The organism is Saccharopolyspora phatthalungensis, from assembly GCF_014203395.1.
GTDB lineage: Bacteria > Actinomycetota > Actinomycetes > Mycobacteriales > Pseudonocardiaceae > Saccharopolyspora > Saccharopolyspora phatthalungensis.
In genome coordinates, this window is the sequence record NZ_JACHIW010000002.1 from 1850066 (window position 1) to 1868245 (window position 18180).

At 63.9% G+C, this 18180-nt stretch carries 16 protein-coding genes; 7 read left to right on the forward strand and 9 right to left on the reverse strand.

Annotated features, from left to right (window positions below; genetic code table 11):
* Nucleotides 1-34: 34 nt before the first annotated feature.
* From BJ970_RS34300 to BJ970_RS34310, 3 genes are read right to left on the reverse strand one after another with little or no spacing between them, the layout of a single operon-like run.
* The gene (locus tag BJ970_RS34300; protein WP_184731952.1) at nt 35-790 is read right to left on the reverse strand and encodes a TylF/MycF family methyltransferase; all 756 of its coding nucleotides are present in this window, start codon (nt 788-790) and stop codon (nt 35-37) included.
* A complete protein-coding gene (locus BJ970_RS34305; protein ID WP_184731954.1) occupies nt 790-2049 on the reverse strand; it encodes a class I SAM-dependent methyltransferase in 1260 nt (419 codons plus the stop codon). Before BJ970_RS34305 ends, BJ970_RS34300 begins: the two co-directional genes overlap by 1 nt.
* A 20-nt stretch (nt 2050-2069) precedes the next feature.
* Nucleotides 2070-3245 carry a nucleotide disphospho-sugar-binding domain-containing protein gene (locus BJ970_RS34310; RefSeq protein WP_184731956.1) on the reverse strand — a complete coding sequence of 392 codons (1176 nt, stop codon included), beginning with the start codon at nt 3243-3245 and terminating at the stop codon, nt 2070-2072.
* A 519-nt stretch (nt 3246-3764) separates the two neighbouring features.
* Between BJ970_RS34310 and BJ970_RS34315 the strand changes: the two genes are divergently transcribed.
* The 5 genes from BJ970_RS34315 to BJ970_RS34335 all read left to right on the forward strand — a co-directional run bounded on the left by BJ970_RS34315 (nt 3765) and on the right by BJ970_RS34335 (nt 9764).
* Nucleotides 3765-5495 carry a thiamine pyrophosphate-binding protein gene (locus tag BJ970_RS34315; RefSeq protein WP_184731957.1) on the forward strand — a complete coding sequence of 577 codons (1731 nt, stop codon included), beginning with the start codon at nt 3765-3767 and terminating at the stop codon, nt 5493-5495.
* Between the two features lie 5 nt (nt 5496-5500).
* The gene (locus BJ970_RS34320; RefSeq protein ID WP_312864603.1) at nt 5501-6139 is read left to right on the forward strand and encodes an SRPBCC family protein; all 639 of its coding nucleotides are present in this window, start codon (nt 5501-5503) and stop codon (nt 6137-6139) included.
* Nucleotides 6136-7143, forward strand: a complete 1008-nt coding sequence (locus tag BJ970_RS34325; RefSeq protein ID WP_184732645.1) for a 3-oxoacyl-ACP synthase III family protein — start codon at nt 6136-6138, stop codon at nt 7141-7143. The genes BJ970_RS34320 and BJ970_RS34325 overlap by 4 nt, the downstream gene beginning before the upstream one ends.
* A gap of 144 nt (nt 7144-7287) precedes the next feature.
* Nucleotides 7288-8334 (forward strand): methyltransferase, encoded by a 1047-nt coding sequence (locus BJ970_RS34330; protein ID WP_184731959.1) that lies wholly within the window; start codon nt 7288-7290, stop codon nt 8332-8334.
* Nucleotides 8335-8759: 425 nt separating this feature from the next.
* The gene (locus BJ970_RS34335) at nt 8760-9764 is read left to right on the forward strand and encodes an LnmK family bifunctional acyltransferase/decarboxylase (RefSeq protein WP_184731960.1); all 1005 of its coding nucleotides are present in this window, start codon (nt 8760-8762) and stop codon (nt 9762-9764) included.
* 23 nt (nt 9765-9787) lie between these two features.
* Here BJ970_RS34335 and BJ970_RS34340 read toward each other — a convergent pair whose 3' ends face one another.
* The 6 genes from BJ970_RS34340 to BJ970_RS34365 all read right to left on the reverse strand — a co-directional run bounded on the left by BJ970_RS34340 (nt 9788) and on the right by BJ970_RS34365 (nt 15307).
* A complete protein-coding gene (locus BJ970_RS34340; protein ID WP_312864633.1) occupies nt 9788-10624 on the reverse strand; it encodes a transposase family protein in 837 nt (278 codons plus the stop codon).
* A gap of 1822 nt (nt 10625-12446) precedes the next feature.
* Complete coding sequence (locus BJ970_RS34345; RefSeq protein WP_184731962.1) at nt 12447-12716, reverse strand: hypothetical protein; 270 nt, start codon at nt 12714-12716, stop codon at nt 12447-12449.
* A gap of 126 nt (nt 12717-12842) precedes the next feature.
* Nucleotides 12843-13559 (reverse strand): CdiA C-terminal domain-containing protein, encoded by a 717-nt coding sequence (locus BJ970_RS39775; protein ID WP_184731963.1) that lies wholly within the window; start codon nt 13557-13559, stop codon nt 12843-12845.
* A 29-nt stretch (nt 13560-13588) separates the two neighbouring features.
* Complete coding sequence (locus BJ970_RS34355) at nt 13589-14281, reverse strand: WXG100 family type VII secretion target (protein ID WP_184731964.1); 693 nt, start codon at nt 14279-14281, stop codon at nt 13589-13591.
* On the reverse strand, nt 14282-14572 hold the full coding sequence (locus BJ970_RS34360; protein WP_312864604.1) for a WXG100 family type VII secretion target: 291 nt from the start codon (nt 14570-14572) through the stop codon (nt 14282-14284). It abuts the gene before it with no gap.
* A complete protein-coding gene (locus BJ970_RS34365; protein WP_184731965.1) occupies nt 14573-15307 on the reverse strand; it encodes a creatininase family protein in 735 nt (244 codons plus the stop codon).
* Nucleotides 15308-15487: 180 nt separating this feature from the next.
* Between BJ970_RS34365 and BJ970_RS34370 the strand changes: the two genes are divergently transcribed.
* Nucleotides 15488-17182, forward strand: a complete 1695-nt coding sequence (locus BJ970_RS34370) for a carbamoyltransferase C-terminal domain-containing protein (protein WP_184731966.1) — start codon at nt 15488-15490, stop codon at nt 17180-17182.
* Between the two features lie 67 nt (nt 17183-17249).
* Nucleotides 17250-18170 carry a glycosyltransferase family 2 protein gene (locus tag BJ970_RS34375; RefSeq protein WP_184731967.1) on the forward strand — a complete coding sequence of 307 codons (921 nt, stop codon included), beginning with the start codon at nt 17250-17252 and terminating at the stop codon, nt 18168-18170.
* The last annotated feature ends 10 nt before the right edge of the window (nt 18171-18180 follow it).

Genomic DNA, 18180 nt, shown 5'->3' on the forward strand with positions numbered 1-18180 from the left:
GCCGACGACGATTTCGCGCGAAAACGCCCGCTTCCTACGCCGAACGCCGCCAGAAGACCCCGGTGTAATCGATGTTCTCGATGGGGTCCTGGATCCCGTTCCTTTCCCGGAACTCGTGCACGGCTTGCCGGCAGCTCGGCAGGGCGTAGTCGTCGACGATGACGAATCCGCCGGGAGACAGCTTGGGGTAAAGGTTTTCGAGCCCGTCTGCGGTCGATTCGTAGAGATCGCCGTCGAGTCGTAGCAGCGCGAGCCGTGTCATCGGCGCGCGAGGCAAGGTCTCCTTGAACCAGCCACGTAGGAACTTCACCTGCGAGTCGAGCAGCCCGTACCGGTTGAAGTTGTCCTGGACGGTGGCGAGTGGCACCGCCACCACCTCGTTCGCTTCCTGGAACGGGATTTCTCTATCCAGTTCGTGACTTCCCTGCGCCACGTCGGGAAAACCCTCGAACGAGTCTGCCACCCAGACGGTGCGATCCGTGCATTCGTGCGCCGCCAGGAAGGCGCGCATGAAGATGCAGACTCCGCCCCGCCATACTCCGGTTTCGATGAAATCCCCGGGCACGTTGTCGGCAAGAACCCGATTCAGACACTCATGCAGGCTGTCGAGTCGTTTCAGGCCAACCATTGTGTGCGCCGCGCTCGGCCAGTCCCGTCCTTCGATTCTGGCCGAGGCGTCGTAGGGAGTGCCACCGGACAGCCACGGGTTCGGCGTGGGGGTGTCTTCATAGATGACGTTGGTCAAGGTCTTCTTGAGCAGGCCAAGGTACCTCTCGGCGTTGCCGTCCATCAGTCTTCCCCCACAGGTTGCGCGGCGGACCCGTCAGGGGTTGACGCGGAGGCCAAGCTTCCGAAGTTCACGGCCCCACCGGTGTACTGCTTCTCCTCCGAGAAGACCTCGCTGATGCAAGCGGGAATCGGCGCCTCCGCGTTCAGGCCTTTGTCGATCACCGCGAGGTTGTGATAGAAGTGCACGCCCACTATATGACGATCAGTGTAGGATTGACCGTTTCGTGCCCGCATAGGCATTTCCTTGTGGTTGAGCCCGTCAACGAGTGTCTTGAGCATGCCCATCGAGGTGTCGCTGGCGGTCCGATCACGGTCGTTTCCACCGAATCCCGGCCAGTAGGCGGTTTGCAGGTCTTCGATGACGTACAGGCCGCCGGACCGGACATGCGGGAAAAGCGCCGCAAACGATGTTTTCACGTGATCGTTGACGTGGCTGCCGTCGTCGATGATGATGTCGAACGGGCCGAGCTCACGACCAAGATCGTCAAGGAACTCGGGGTCGCTCTGGTCCCCCTGGACGGCCCGGATGCGTGAGCCGCGGACCCCGGGCTTGTCGAAGATGTCCAGACCGTACACGAGCCCTCGGCGGAAGTAGCGCTGCCACATGCTCAGCGACGCCCCACCCTGATCCGTCAGCTGATAGCCGCCGATCCCGATCTCCAGCATGCGAACGGGTTCGTCGCGAAGCCGGGCGAAGTGGTGTTCGTAGTGCTGGGTATACCAGTGGAGGTTGGCCCACTTGTCGGAGCCGCAACGCGCCGACAACCTGCCGAGATCATCGGCAACGACCGAGCACGCCGCGACCAGACATTCCATCGCCGTGGTCATCTCGTGCCAGCGCCGGAAATTCACGTCCCAGTCGGTTGAGCTCGTCAGCGCCCTGTCGTAATCCCACTCCACCTCGCGGCTGACATGCGGTCGGCGGCCGGACGGCCCGAAAAGGCTTTCGAGCAGGTCGATCGCGTCAAACCGGACAACGGCAACCGGTGCTTCGTGGTGGTGCGCGACCGCGAGTCCGTTGCTGCCGATCGTCAGATCGCGTGTTGATCGCGCGTCCTTGAACAGCACCTCGAATCGGAACGGAACGCTCGACGAGAGCCGAGGCGGCTCACAGCGCATCTCCATCTCGGCTACGACGACGTCGGTCGTTTGTTCCAGCCCGATACGCTCGATCGTGGAGGCCAGCTCGTGCTCGCCGCATGCCGCACTTCGCAGCAGCGGTTCCACCGGGCCCCAAGGTTTCACTTTCACCTTTGCCATCCGGCACCTCTTTCTGCGTGCTATCGACTTTCGGTGGACCGTGCGGCGGCCAGCGCAGCCAGCCGTTCGACCAGTTCGCTGGGCGATGGCATGGAGTTGATCTCCGCACGTACCGCTGCCGCGACGATGGATATCGCGGCGTCGTCAAGGATCCGGCCGAGGCAGTTGCGGATGGAGTCGGACTCGACTTCATCCGGCCGCAGGCACAACCCGACGCCGCGGTCCGCGACCACCTCCGCGTTGGCGGGTTGATCCGCGAAATGCGGAATGACCAGTTGCGGGACGCCGGCTGCCAGCGCGGCGGAAGTCGTTCCCGCGCCACCGTGGTGGATGAGGGCCGAGCAGGTGGGCAAAATCGCGTTCAGGGGAATCCAGCCGACACTACGGCAGTTGTCGGGTAGCGAGTCCCCGGCACGCGCCGAGGAGTCAAGGACCACGGCGTCGACGTCGCACTTGGACACCGCGTCTATTGCCAAGTCGAGCGCTTGCGTGCCCCCGGTCACCGGAACCGCGGTGCCCATGGTGATGCAGACACGAGGTCTTACGAGCGGTTCGTGCAGCCACTTCGGGAGCACGGCCCCCTTGTTGTACGGGCAGTATCGCATGGGCCAGCCGGAGTCCAGATAGGACGGTCGCATGCTGGCGGGCCACACGTCGATCGTCGCCGCGGGTGCGGTTGGCGGAATACCACCGCCACATTGTTTCCAAGCCTTGCTCGTCTTGGCGAACATCGTTGTCATGCTGGGGAAGGGAATTCCTATTCCGTGCATGACAGCCGGGATTCCGAGAACGCTCGCTGCCAGCTGCGCCACCGGCATGAACGGCTCGTAGACTATGACGTCGGCCGACCATTCCCGCGCGACGCGGATGAGCCCTTCTGCCGTGAGATCTCCGGCCAGGGCGAAGATCTTGGCGATGACATCGGGGAGCGCTCCGTTGTAGTGCCATTCCCTGATGGTTTCCAGGTAGATCTGCGTGTCGGTAGCGCGGGTGAAGCCAAGTATGCGATCACAGGTGGCGAAGACATCAATGTCGGAGATCTCGATCGTGGGGAGGCCGGCAGGCACAATCAGATCTGCGGTCGTGCGATCGCCGGCGAACAGGACTTCATGGCCGGCAACCCGTGCGGCCCAAGCGAGCGGAACCAGCGGGAGCTGGTGTCCGTGTGCCGGGAACGCCACGAAGAGTACCCGCATGTGCTCCGTCCTTCCGTTGTGCATCCGGTGTGGTCGGTGGCCTTGGACAAATGTCGATGAAGTTTCGGACACCTAGATGTTTCCGTTGGCTGGTGCACTGTTGGTCTCCTCGATGCCCCTTCAGGAATCCGTGGCGATGCCTCGCCGTCTGGGCCTCTTACTAGGAGATCTTCGGCCTAGCGCGACGCCCGGTCGAGTGCACGATTGGGTGGCCGTGCGCCGCTGCCGCACATCATTGACGCTTGGTCAGCATTTGCGAGCGCAAGACACAATTCCGCCATCCAGGATCGGTGGTTGTCACTCCTGCTGGGACGATAGACAGGGCAGGGCAGGATCTGGGTTGCTAGGTCTGGGTTGCTATTGAACCCCATTGGATGAACCGGGAAATCATGGCCTCGATACGCTCGTGGAAGAGGCTGCCCTGCCCTATTCTGTGCAAGACCTCCCTGCGGTATGCGGGTCACCACGACATGGCCGTCGTTCCAGTGTTGGCTCACCTCAAGATATTCAGAGGACTGTATGCGAAGCGCGGACTGCTCAAATTCGGCGCAAGCGGGCGATACCGCCTGCCGCACCGCAGCTCCTCGGGCCACGGCACCGGCCAGGGCGGTCGACTACCTGGTGAGTGAGCTGGCCGCCCTCGGGACCACGCACGTGTTCGGCGTGGGTGGGGCCAACATCGAGGATCTTTACGACGCATTGCACCACAGCCCGGCGGTGACCGGAATCCTCGCCAAGCACGAATTCTCCGCGGGAACCATGGCGGATGGCTACGCTCGGACCAGCGGTCGTCTCGGTGTCGTCGCCACCACCTCGGGTGGCGCGGCCTTGAACGTAGTACCCGCCCTGGGCGAGGCGTACACGTCCCGCGTTCCCGTACTCGCGCTGGTCGGTCAGCCCCCATCCCAGCTCAACGGAAGGGGGTCCTTCCAAGACTCCAGCGGGCAAAGCGGAACCCTCAACGCCGAAGACATTTTCGGCTCGGTATCGCGCTATTGCGCCCGGGTGAGTTCCCCCGACGAACTGCCTGCCCGGTTCGGTGACGCCGTCTCCGCCTCCTTGTCTTCCCCTGGCGGACCTGCTGTCCTGTTGCTGCCAAAGGACATGCAGCAGGACGTGAGCAGCCGGACGCACTACATGCCGCCGCGTGCGCGGGGCGCAGACGCACCGCCCGAATACGACCTCTCCCGCGCGGTCTCGGTGCTGGAAGAGGCACGTAACGCAAGCGGTGTCATCGTGGTCGCAGGCGATGGTGTGGCCAGAGCTGACGTTCGCGGTTCTCTCCGGCAACTCGCCGATGCCCTCGGGGCTAGGGTTGCCGTCACCCCGGACGCCAAAGACGTCTTCGACAACAGCGATCCGCGCTTCGTCGGTGTCACCGGGGGCATGGGGCATCCCACCGTGGCCGAGCACCTGGGTGAGGCGTCGGCGTGCCTTCTGGTCGGCACCCGGCTTCCGGTGATAGCTCGTGACGGGCTGGACGATCTGCTCGCGAAGATTCCCGTGGTATGCGTGGCCGAAGAGCCTCCCTATATCGAGGCGCTCGTGGTGGCCGGGCTGCTGACTGAGACACTGCCCGCACTGACCACCCGCCTGAGTGCCGGGTTTACACGGTCGATCACCAGGGCGACGGGCATCAGGAACCTCGTCGTACCTCCGCGGTCCGGCAACGGGCTCGGATACCGCGAGACCATGACCGTCATCGGCGATGCGTTGCCCAGCGACGCGGCAGTGTTCGTCGACGCGGGAAACTGCGGTGCGGCAGCGATCCACCATCTTTCCGCGCCCCGGCACGGGCGATTCGTGCTCACGCTCGGCATGGGCGGAATGGGATACACCTTCGGCGCCGCGATCGGTGCGCACTTCGCGAACACCGACAAATCCGCCCGGACCTATGTCGTGGCCGGTGACGGCGCGTTCTACATGCACGGTTCCGAGCTGCACACCGCGGTCGAGTACCGCCTGCCGATCACTTTCATCGTGCTGAACAACAACGCCCACGCGATGTGTGTGACCCGAGAACAGGTCTTCTACGGAAGCGAGTACAGCTACAACCGATTCGGCCCAGCGAACCTGGCCGCTGGTGTTGATGCCATGTTCCCCGCGCTTGAGGCGCGCAGCACCGCATCGGCCCAGGAACTGGCACAAGCACTCACCGACACGCGCACGTCGCCGGGACCAGTGTTCATCTCGGTCGACTGCGACGTTGACGAGATCCCGCCCGTTACCTCTTTCCTCGCAAGGAGATGAATATCGTGTCCACCCTGAGCGGCGTACCCGGCCTGTTCCGCATCGAGAACTGTTCACGGCACGAGGTCCTAGCCAAGATGCGGGACATCACACCGGGAAAATGGCGGCACGACGAGGTTTTCGGCCAGTACTGCTCGATCAGCGACCACATCGATGCCCCGGCACGCGAGGTCTACGAGTACATGGCCGACACCCGTAGCCTCGCCGAGTGGACCCTGACCCTGCGCAAGTTGCGGGAGACCGACGAGGCCGGGTTGTGGGTCGGCGACGAAATGATGGGCGACAGCACCCAGATCTACACCCGGACGGTGGCCAACCCGGAGGCCATGACGGTGGACTACCACTGTGCATGGGACCAGGGGAAGCATCTGTGGATGATCTACCTGTTCCGGGTCATCGACTCCCAGCTCGTCTTCAACCGGCCGGGCACCGTCTTGCTGTGGACGAACTGCCGCCACCCCTTCTACGCCGACAATCCGTGGCCGGAACTGGTTCCCAGTCCCAACCGGCAATGGGTCGGGGAACTGTGGGACCTGTTCTACGCCGCGCACTGGCTCGAACTGCAAAACCTCAAGAATATCTGCGAACATCGCCACGCAACAGGCACGTCTCTGATCCCCAACTGGTCCGAGGTGGACGCGTGAAGCAGATCAGCTTGCTGGATGTCAGCAGCTACCTGCCCAAGAACCGAATTCCGGTGGAGTACTTCACCCGCTACGCGGAATCGGATGAACAGGCCGGAAGCGTGATGTTCAAGGCCCCGTCGTACCGGCACCACATCGCCCCGGACGAAACGGCCGCGGACATGGCCGAGCGCGCCGTTGCCGCACTGGTCGAACGGCATGGGTCGGCGGCCATCCGGTCGGTCGATGCCATCGTCACCAACACGATGCTGCTCGACGTTCCCATTTATGGCTGCGGCGGCGAACTTGCCCACCGCGTGGGTGCGAATCCGGAGTGGGTGATCGACCTGCACAACGCCACCTGCGTGTCGTTTGTCTACATGCTCAAGGTGGCGCGCCAATTGCTCCAGGCCGAGCAGGCGACATCCGCGCTGGTGTGCAACGTCGCCAACATGGGCGGCCAGATGTTCGTCCAGCCCCAGGTCCGCAAGCTGTCCCAGGCGGCGATCCCCGGCGACGGCGCGGCTGTCGCCTTGCTGACGGCGTCCGCCGATTCGCCGATTCTGCATGTCGAAACCCTGGTGAACAGCGACCTCGCCGGCCACATGAAACTCGGTTGCACAGACGGCCGCAAGTACTGGCAGCCCGGAACCGGCGAACTGCATTTCCAATTCACCGACGCCTCGGTCAAGGAAGTGCTGCACCACGGCAACCGAGTAGTACCCGAGGTGGTCAGGAGGGCCTGCCGGCGAATCGGTGCCCACACCACAGACATCGACGTGCTGGTGACCAACCAGCCCAACCGGACCTTCCTGAGCAACTGGCGCGAAGAGCTCGGGCTACCGCCGGAACGGCACCCCGACACGTTCGACGACTGCGGCAACATGTTCGGCGCAGGCATTCCGGTGACTCTCGACCGCGCGATCCAGGACGGCACCATCCCGGGTGGCTCGTTGCTCATGTTGGCCGGGTTCGCACACACCGGAGACTTCGCCGCCGCAGCAGCCGTGCGCTGGCGGCCGTGACCAGCTAACGGAGCACTAGATTTGCGTAGCGGTGCCGGTAGCGCCCCCCTGCGGGAGTTACCGTCGCCGCCTGGACTCCGGGATCCCCGACTTATGTATGCCCAGCTCGCGCGATGGCTGTCCTGACGGCAGAGGAGACACCTGATGACCACCGAAACGTCAAGCGGCCCGGTACCGAATAGGCACGACGGCGAACGCGACCCGTTTGGGCAACTCATGACCTATGCCTGCGCGGCGCACGTGCTGCGCGCCGCCATGCAACTCGGGCTGCCTGATGCCGTTGGCGATGACAGCGTGTCGGTCCAAGAACTTGCACGACGCACCGATAGTCACCCCGCAATCCTGCAACGCCTGCTGCGAGCCCTGAGCGCAATCGGCGTTTTCCGCCCCGTGGGCGAGAACGAATACGAGCAGAACGCGGCCTCCGACCTGCTTCGCTCGGGGCGAGTGGGACAGCTGATCGTTCAGGCTCTCACCGAGGAGAGCTTCTGGCAGGCGTGGAATCGACTGGCCGACGGCGTGCGCAACGGCGACTGCCCATTCGTCACGCTCCACGAGCTGGACTTCTACGGTTTCCTGTCACGTCACGAGGACAAGCGCGAAGCGTTCCACGCGGCGATGAATGACCCCAACGAGCCCGCCAGGAACGACGAACTGATCAATGCCCTCGACCTGACCGGCGTCAAACGGGTCGTCGACGTCGGCGGCAGCGAAGGCAGCTTGCTGCGGGATCTCCTGCGCAGCCACCCACACATCGGCGGCGTCTTGTTCGACACCGAGGAGGTGGTGGCCCACGCCCTTGCCGACCTGCGCTGCGGCGAGCTGGCCGATCGGTGCGAGATCGTTTCGGGTGACGCGCGCGAATCAGTCCCACCCGCGGGCGATCTTTACCTGCTCCGCGGCGTGCTGCACAACTGGGACGACGAAACGTGCGTGCGCATCCTGTCCCGGTGTGCCGAGGCTGCCGGGCCAGGAGCCCGTGTCGTCGTCCTTGAGCTTCTGCTCGACGACACTGGACGTCTGTCCGCGGCCGAAGCAATGATCGACCTACACATGTTCGTCCTGCTCGGCGCGCGTGAACGCGCCGAGGACGACTTCGCCAAACTTTTCGAACGGGCGGGGCTCACCTACACGGGAGCTACTCCTACCTCCTACCTACACCTGATCGAAGCACGTAACCCCGGGCACTGACCAGAGAGTGTTTCACAAGTGTGTGCGTAGCGGTGGGTGGCCGAGATCAATCGCCGAAAAGGCCCGTGACGCGACCATTTCCGGGTTTCTCAGCTTAAAAAGCACTGAAACGTGCAAGCGGAAGGCATGTCACACGTAATCACCATTCGAAGAATCTGCCCGGCCGGTCAAATTTTGAGTACAAACGGGCACAAACGGGCGGTAGGCGTTGCGCGGCCTTAGCCGCGGCTATAGCTTGTTCGGCAAAGAACGACGTCGCTGATCTCATAACTCATCGCGGAGACATAAACATATCACGTTCCGGCATGATCCTTATTTCTTTTCGCCACTGAACGCTGCGAAGCGGGCACGGTAGTGGCTCCGGTGTGCCTCGGCAACGACGCGCGCGTCATGTTCGGTGTTCGAGACGGATGGAGTTGCCTACCATGTCGATAGCACTCTCGAGGCAGTCCAGCCCGCCGCTGCTCGTGCCGAACCTGCGGCGTGTCGATAGCACCACCGTTGCCCGGACCGAGCTGGTACAACCCAGCATGTGCGGTCAGACCTCGCTGCTGTGCGGGCGTATCGGCGACTGGACATGGGATGCCGTGAGCGCTCTGTGTGGTATCCAGGTCCTCAACGCCCGGAATCAGTCGGGGGCGCCCACCTATCTTTCCTTTTACTATTACCACATCAGGGGTTCCAGCGAATTTCATCTTCGTACCCCCGGTTTCGGCGACCTGCTGCACGTTACCTCAAGCGTATTCAGCCTCGGTAGTGAATCGGTTCTCACGCTGCACCGCATCGCGCGGACACCGGTCGGCCATGATCCTGACCCGACGCTGACCGAAACTAGCGTCGATCCGGAAGAATTCTATTCTTCCCGCAATCCGGATTGCTTGTATGTGGAGACCTTCAACCGCTGGATCACGCGAAGCGACGGCGGCGGGAACACAAATCTGTTGCGGTCGTCCCCGGTCGATTTCCGGCATGCCCATCTGCCGACCTTACCGCGCAAATACTCGCCGCGTCCCACCTGCCATATGGCCCGCTCCCAGCACACATTTCTGCCGGATAGATCCGACGAATATCGTCCCTTCGGGGAGCCGCTCCGGCTCAAGTATCCGGTCGATGTCAGCCGAGATCTCAACGGCGTAGGACTGCTCTATTTCGCGACCTACTTCGCCATCGTCGACTGGTCGCTCCTCCAATTCTGGCGCGCCCTTGGCCGCACCGACGCAGCTTTCCTCAACCGCGTAGTGCTGGACCAGAAGCTGTGCTTTCTCGGCAACGCCGACCTGAACACGGTCATCGCGGTCGACGTGCAGGGCTTCACGCGGGCGAGCGACCCGACGGAACAGTGTGCCGATGTGGTCCTCCTCGATGCCGACACCAGCCGTGCCCTCGCGGTCTGCACCCTCCGCTTCGCGGACGCCGGCGGCGTGCCATAACCGGCGATTTCACTGAGGTGATCTCAGTGGATTTTGCCGTGTTCGTGGCGGGTGAGGGTGAGCGCGGCTTGGACGATGGTGGTGATCTTGCGGGGGCTGGCGGTGATGTGTTGGAGGGTGCGCCAGCGTTGGGTGAGCAGGGCGAAGCCGCGTTCGCAGAGTGCGCGCAGGCCTCTGAGCAGGGCGTTGTAGGTTTTGTTGTCGATATCCAGTGGGCAGCCCTTGGGGGCGCTTTTGCTGTGTTTGATCGGGGTGAACACCCCGATGCCGGAGCCCTGGAATCCGCCGTCGCCCAGGGTCGGTAGGTCGAGTTCGGAATAGGCCCAGTACAGGGCGCCCAGGACGTGCTCTTGGGCGCTGGTGCTGTCGTGGACGCTGCCGGGTTCCACCGGTGAGGTCCACAGTGGGAATCCGGTGGGGTCGGTGATCATCAGGACGTTGCCGCCCTGGGTGTGGTGTTTGCCGGAAAACCACCGGTCGATGAGGATGCCGTTTTTGTTCTCGGTGGTTTCGCCGAGGCGGTCGGTGCTGAACAGTTTGCCGTCCACCATGACGTAGGCCGCCCCCTGCCCGGCGGCGTCTTCGAGTGCTTCGTGCAGATCAGGGGCCTGATCGGCGAGGACGTCGATGACCTCGTCGATATAGCGGTACCCGGTGGCGCGGCCGATGTTGTTGTCCCTGGCCAGTTTCGGGATCGGGGTGCGGTCGAGGAACCACCGCAGCCCCAGAACCGCTTGTTTGAACGGGGTCAACGCCCGTCGCCCGCGCGGGGTGAGGCGCCGGCGGCGTTCGGCGGCCAGCAGCCGCGACAGGTAGCGGGTGAGTTCGTCGTCGACATCGAGCGTGGCAGTATAGGTAATCACGTGGGGTCCTTGGTAACGAAGACGATCTTGTAGCGAGACCTTCTTCTACCAGGACCCCACGTCCTGTCTTCACAACCCCCTGCTCACAAGCCTCCCGCACCCCGCCCCCATTTCTCTGAGATCACCTCAGTGAAGGTGCGGGCGTTTCAGGCCCGTTTCACGTCTCCCGCAGCATGGAACATTCCATATAGGACGAGGATCGGAGATCAGGAGGAAACGCACTTGTGCGGAGAACACCTACGGCGCAAGGCGTCCTTGCCATTCGAGCGATGCCTGTTCGATCAGTACGGCCGACCGGAGGGCGCTACGTAGGCGTCCAAGATCGAGCGGACGGACGTAGAGCGTGCCCTGCTCCGGAAAGTCGATCCCAACGTTGCCGTCGAGAAGAACGCGGACGCAGATCCACACGCATCGTCCCCGGCCGTCCCGACACGGGATGCGGTCCTGCACCATCGCATCACCGCCGCTGGCAGGAACCCGGAGAGAAGAACGCAGCCAGCGGTATCGTCTCACCACCAGTTTCTCCCGTCTGCCCGATGTCCTGCACGAGCGGCCAGCGAGCCCCGGTGGATCGGACGGTAGAAGATGGTGCGCAATGCGAGCCAATGGTCTACGCGATGGGATCGCGGCGCGCGTTCGCCAACGAATCGCTGAGAGAACTTCACGATGTCTCCTTATCCAGCGAGCCCCTTAACTGCCAGGACAGAGCCCCGCTCACGGCACTCGGTCAGAACCTCGGTGGAAGTGGGTTGCTGACCTGGCAGTCAACCGGCGGTGGGCACGGTAAACCAGAGCAGGGCCGCTGCACGAATGCTGCACCAACGCTGCTCGCACGATCTCAACCTGCGCAAATAGATATGGGCGGGCAGATCGGGGACGTGCGCCCGGACGCGACTTCGCTTGGCACGGCAGCGCGCGCAATGGGGGCTGACGCAAGAGCAACTTTCCCTTGCCCTGGAAACCGCCGCAGCGCCGCGTCAATCGCGCCAACGGTACCGAGCTTCCCGTGACCGAGCTCGTCCTCCATCGCATGGCGAAGACGCGGCCCGACCACGCGGCGCCACTCGGCTGCCAGCGCTGGGGGCAGCAGGGCAGGAACGACGCGATCCAGCAGCGCCTGGCTGTCGGCGAAGTCCGCGACGTAGCCGGTGCGGGCCTCGGCCCGCAGTCGCTCATACCGCCGACGTGGCTGCATCTTCGCCGACTGGCAAGAAAGGCACTTGTACCCCGGGGGAGGCGACGCGGCTTTCGCTAGGCGTTGCTGCCCGCACGCGCAGACCTCCATGACGTGGTAGCCGAGGCAAAGGCCGCACGCGTCGACACTGCCACGTTTCCACTTCCGCGACGCGGTGCGGTCCCTCACCGATTCGGACCACTCGTGCCCGGCCGGACACACCACACCTGCACGTCACTCAGTTCGTCGACCACGGTCTCGACATGAACGACTTACCACTGACCAGTGGATGTGGTGACCTAGCCGTTGCCTCGCGGCTGATGTGTGTGGTCTCATGGCCGTGCTCTGGCCCGTCGGGCCGCTGCCACGCCCGATCTGGTGCGGTTCGCCGAGCAGCGCCCCGTCCGGTGGCGGAGCGACAAGACGCTCCCAGAAGCCCGTCACTGGGCAAGCTTTGACTCGATCTGGCTCTGGTATGCCGAATGCCTCCCCGTTGGGGAGCCGCCTGTGCACAGCGGTGCTTGTCGGCAAGCCCGGAACGAACTTCGTCCAACGCCCGACCGTGAAGCCCACCACGGCCTCGCCCCGCGGCTCCGCTCCCTTGACGAGGTCGCGCGGTGCTCGGCGTGTCAATCGTCAAGCAGATCAGTCTTGTGGATCAGCACGAACTTGGAGATCGAGAGTGGCGAACAGGTGGTACCGTCCGGTCGCTGAGATCGATCGGTAGGCATCCCACATGGTTTGCTTCTCACGGTCCAGATCCTGCTCGAAGTCACGAAACTGGATCATGTACTGATGACTGCTGAACGGCAGGTCGTCGTCATCCTCGAAATCGTGTCCGACGAACATTTCCACGACTGCCGTTGCAGCACGCCCTCCGTACTCCTGCTCGGGCGCCGAGGCCACTACCGACATGGTCGTTCCAGACGCTCGCCCAACGTCAGCCGCGACATCGTCAGGGGTCGCAGACGGAGCCAGGGGGCGAAGGAAGATTTCGTAGTGCCTGCTCACGGTCTCATCCCTTGTTGATCGGTTCGCTTGTCACGGCCATGTGAAATTCCATCCATCACCAATGACTCGAATTTTATCGTAGCCGTCGATGTCTTTCCCTAGGAACCGTTCAACACCTTTGGTTGCCATCTCCTGCGTGAACCCAGGCTTGTCGGTTGCATCGATAATGATTTCTCTTGCCTGGCCGCCTTTTTTGGAGCTTCCTTCCAGGGTTCGGCTGAGTGTGAGGTCGTTCGGGTCGGGCTTCGTGAATCCCTTGAATTCTGTGGGCCTACCATCTACCAGCGCATCGGGAGTACGTAGTCCTGGTGTTGTCGACTCAGGGATCTTCTTGACGTCTTTGCCTTCGGCGGCGAGACGCTCAGCAAGTCGCCGTTCCTCGGGCGTGAATTTGCCCGCAGACTCGTCAATGGTGCCTCGCCCGACGTCGTTGCTCACTTGGGTGGCTTCATGCTGTGTGACGTTGGGATCGGGGGTGTTGTTGATGGCCATCGCGAGGGCGGCCCCTGCTTCTGCGGCTGCGACGGTGCTGACGGCACCACCGATCGCGATCACGAATTCGCTGGCGACTGCGGCCATGCGCACCCCGGCCGCGTCCACGACGGCGGCACCGGCGCCGCCTTCAACAACGCCGCCTCCGATGGGTGTGGTCAGCAGCGACACGACGATGGCGACGCCAGTGACAGCGGCCAGTTCGGCGCTGGTGTCTTCGACGATGTCACCGATGGTGTTGCGGGTGTGTTCCACCGATGAGGCGTAGTCGCCGCAACTGCTGGCTACGGCGTCGCAGGCGGTGGGCAACGCCTCCAGCAGTGCTGTCTCACCGATGGCGACGCGCCGCCAGAACGCCTCCAGCGCGTCGAGGTCTTCGGCAATGTGTTGCTCGCCAGCGAGCGTAGCTGGGCGTGTAAGTCATCGGCGATCGTGGTGACGCCGTCGCGTGCTGCGGCGAACTTTCCTGCGACGTCGTGCATTCTGGCAACGTCGCCGTTGGGGTAGTAGGGGTTCGCCCAGTCTGAGATCCTGGCCAGTAGGTTGCTGTCTCCATCCCCCAGGATCGGCGGTGGCTCTGCTGCCGCAGGACATTTATCTGGCCACAGCGGCGGAAAGCCACCACCGGGGTCTGCGCCTGCGGCTTCGGCATCAGCTCGCCGGTGGTTTTCGGCGGAGGCGGCAATGCCGCGGGCGATGCCGCCGAGTAACTCGTGCAGTCGCACGAACCCATCGAAGATGTTGCGCACAGCGGGTGTGTAGGACTCGGCGAACTTCTGCGCCGGTTCATCATCTCCCGCCGCTCCACTGAGATCCCGCAGACCGTCGCCAAGGGCTTCGTAGGCTCGCATGACGTGGCTTTGCCCGGCCAGAAAGTCCTGGGCGACCCGGTAGTAGTCCTCCGGGCGGATATCAACCGGTGTGGCCGGCCCAGGCTCGGGCGCAGGTGCCAAGGGCGACGGTGCTGGCGACGACATTCAGACCTCCCAGATCGAGGCGTTCGACCGCACCGCTGTCGCTTGGTTGCTGTGCGCGGTCACCAGAAGCTGGTGCATCTCGCGCACGTTCTCCCGCATCCCGGCGGCGGCCTGGTTCCACTCGCGTTGCGCGGCCTGATACGCATCGGCGGCCTCGCCGGTCCACGTGCTGAGCAGTCGCCCTGCAACGCCTTCCAGGTCTGTGAGCCGAAAATCGATTTCGTCGACTGCCCGCCGTAACGCATCTTCACCGGCCTCCAGAGCGCGGAAATCGACCGCGATCTGATCCACCTATCCACTCTCCAGTCCATCGTCAGCCCGCCACCTTGACGGACCGCCGAATCTACACACGGCAGCGGATCTCACAACCGATTCAGCGAACGTCAACCCCAGAACCGCCCAACGGCACCAACGATATTCGAATCTTCCGGGCAGGCCGGAGACTGCGCGTGTGTCCGGCGACACAGTGCGAGGTACCGGGACGGGCGCGGGTCCGACGGAGCCGCAGCGTCGCGCGCTATGGCCGAGACTGCAGCTACGTAAGAGTAAGGCTTTGCCCTTCTCCACGGTCGCAGCGGAGGGTTGGCCGATGACGCCGCTGGCGGTGTAGTGAACCATTCCGTGGAGGAGAAGATCCGGGCGGTCGTCGGCGCGATGGTCGGCATCGAGGTAGGTGTCGTGGACGAGGTCGGGCGCGGCGTGTAGCAGGATGCTGGCCTCGGCTTCGCCAGCGTGCAGGTCCTGGTGATTGGTGAGCACGCATTGCGCCTGCTCATGTGCTCGTGACCGCGACATGGTCCTCGGGACCGCAATCGCAGCAAAGCTGCCGTCGCCATGACGGGCATCCCTCCCGGACTTTGCCGAGTGGCAGCTCCCAATGGGCGACATGGGGTCCCCGATTGGTGAGGTCGCGTATTCAACAATGGAAACCGGCAGGTCGATTTCCCTTGAAATCGCCCACAAGGGACTTTTCGGTCGGCGTTGATCCATTTGGATGTCGTTGCTTCTCCTGCGCGTGATCTTCATGGCACATTGGGACAGCTGTTTGGTTCAAACCATGACATCACCGGACAGCTGACGGAAGTCCGGCGTTACCGCTATCCATCGCGTCGGACCGCAATGGACGCGTGCTGCCGTTCCGCGCCTGGGGGCAACGTTGCCCTATCTGGCCAGTGTTGTCTCATCCAACATTGTCCCGTCTGGAGGGTGCAGGTGATTGTTCTCGGTTTGGTCGGTCGCCCCGATGTGCCGGCGTGCCATGACTCCGCGGCATGTCTAGTCATCGACGGCGAGGTGGTCGGGGCGTTGGAGCAGGAAAGGATCAGCAGACTCCGCCACGCGCATGGCGAAGGCGCGGAAGGCGCTGTTCGGGCCTTGCTGGACGACCACGGAGTGCACCCGTCCGAGGTGCAGGCGATCGGTTATGCGTGGGCCGATGCGCCGGAGGGCACGCCGCGGGTCGAAACGGAGCTGCCCTGCGGGGTACACATCAGCGATCAGTTGACGAAAACCTTCTTACCCACGCTGGCCGACGAACTTGGCACGAAGGACATCATCTTCTTCGACCACCACCTGTGCCATGCGGCACAGGCCTACTTCCTCAACCCCTACCACTCGGCGGACATCCTGGTAGCCGACGGCTGGGGAGGAGACGGGTCCACATCGCTGTTCCATGCGGAGGGCGGCCGGTTCCGCCTGCTGGAACGGTATGACAAGTGCTGGTCGCTCGGGATGTTCTACGGTGCCGCCTCAGCATACGCCAACCTCGGCTGGTGGGGCGCGGGCAAGCTGATGGGTCTGAGTTCCTACGGGCACTCAACGGGGATGCGGTTCATGACCTTCGACTCGGCTACCGCTTCCTTCCACCTCGACTCCCGGTTGCGGGGATCGTTGGTGGACGCGCGGGATTGGGACCTGCTCGGCGAGCAATGGCTGGAGGCATTCGAAAAGCGCTGCTTCCCGTTCAGTTCCGCCTCGGCGAACGCATTCGATTACGCGACCTTTGCCGCCGATGTCCAGCTGACCGTTGAGGAACTTGGCTTGGGGCTTGCCGCGCGGTTGCGTCAGCTCTCCGGTGCGGACGCCCTGCTGCTGTCTGGCGGAGTCGCACTGAACGCCCACATGAATCGCCGGATAGCTCGTGAAAGCGGCTATCGCGTCGTTTCCGGCACGGTCGCACCCAATGATGGCGGCACGGTGTTCGGTGCGGCAATGCTGGCCGAGGCGCTGCTGGGAAAGACGCCGCAGCCGCTGCCGAGCGATGCGGCCCCGCCGATCTTCTTTGGGCCCAGAATGTCCACTAAGGACATCGAAACGGCTCTGCAGAAGCACCGCATCGAGGCCGCGGTAGCCGAACCCGACCAACTGCGCAAGCAGGTCGCACAGGCCCTTGACCGGGATGCGATCGTGGCTTGGTTCGACGGACGCAACGAATTCGGGCCCCGAGCGCTGGGCGCCCGCAGTCTTCTCGCCGCACCTCATAACCGCGCCACCCTGGACCGGCTGAACAGGGTGAAAGGCCGTCAACCGTGGCGTCCGGCGGCGCTCTCGCTGACCACGCAGGGCTTTGCCGAACTGGGAATGGAACCTCCGGTGCGGGGACTGTCCGATTACATGCTCTGCACTCACGCGGTCGGCGAGGCGGGCACACGCCGGGTGGTCGGTGGCGTGCATGTGGATGGCACGACCAGGGCCCAGCATGTTCCCGATTCCACGGCAGGCTTCGGGGCGCTGCTGACCGCGTTCGGCGAGGAGTCGGGGATTCCGGCCGTCATCAACACGTCGCTGAACACCAGGGGCGAACCGATGGCCCTTCGCCCGGATCAGGCCATCGAGCTGATGACGGGCTGCGAGGACATCGACATGCTCGTGATGCCACCCTATGTCGTGCAGCGCTCCTGACGCCAGGGCGGACAACGGGCCCATCACCACATTGCCATGTACGGCGATTCGTCCAATGGGGGCGCAGATGCCCGACGTCTCGGTGATCATCCCCGCATACGGAGAGCACGATAGCCGCCACAGCCTCGCCGCGGTCACGTCGGCCTGGCTGGCACAAGAAGTGCCGTGCGAAGTCGTGGTGGCAACGGCCGGGGAGATCCCGGTGTCTGTGGCCGATGACATCGATAGCGACCGGAGGGTTCGGGTGGTCCGAGCCGCCCCGGGAGCGACGGCGCCGGGCTTGCTGCGCAACATCGCAGCATCCCAGGCACATTCGCCCTGGCTCTATCTGTCCGATGCGGACATCGCCCCTCTCGGGCGGGACTATCTCGACCGGGCCCTCCGGCTGGCCGGCAGTGGAGCGCTCGCCCAGCCCTGGATGTACCGCCTGCCGGGAGGAGTGCAGGCGCTGGCCTCGCACGCGGCGGTAGACGCCCGGCTGCAAGGCACCGGTTCGTTCTGTTTCGTTGCCATGAGGCCGGACGGACGACTCCGGCCGATCAAGGGGGAACGGTTCGTTTGGCGAGACCCTGGCCGCGACGAAGACCCCGTCAAGAGACCGATGGTTCTCGCGCCGAACACCACGCTCGATCCCGGCAATCTGGAGCGACATCAGTGGCGAGCCCCGTATCACTGGGGCGGCCTGCTGGTCGAAACGCGGACCTTCTGGGCCGTGGCGGGATACTGCGAGCAGTATTCGGGGTGGGGCCGCGAAGACGACGATCTCCTGACGAAGGTCACCGCGCGCAGTCGGGTCGTGTGCGGCTGGCGGGCCGAACCGTCGCTCTGCTGCCTGCATTTCGAGCATTCCCTCCCGTATGCCGGCTCCGCGGCGGAAAGGGCCAACGATTCCCGCTACGTCGAACGACTCATGGCAGGTGCGGAGGCGATGATCGAGGCCGACCGCGCTGCCCACACGACACCGGGGGGCCAGATCCCGGGATCATGACAGGTTCGCG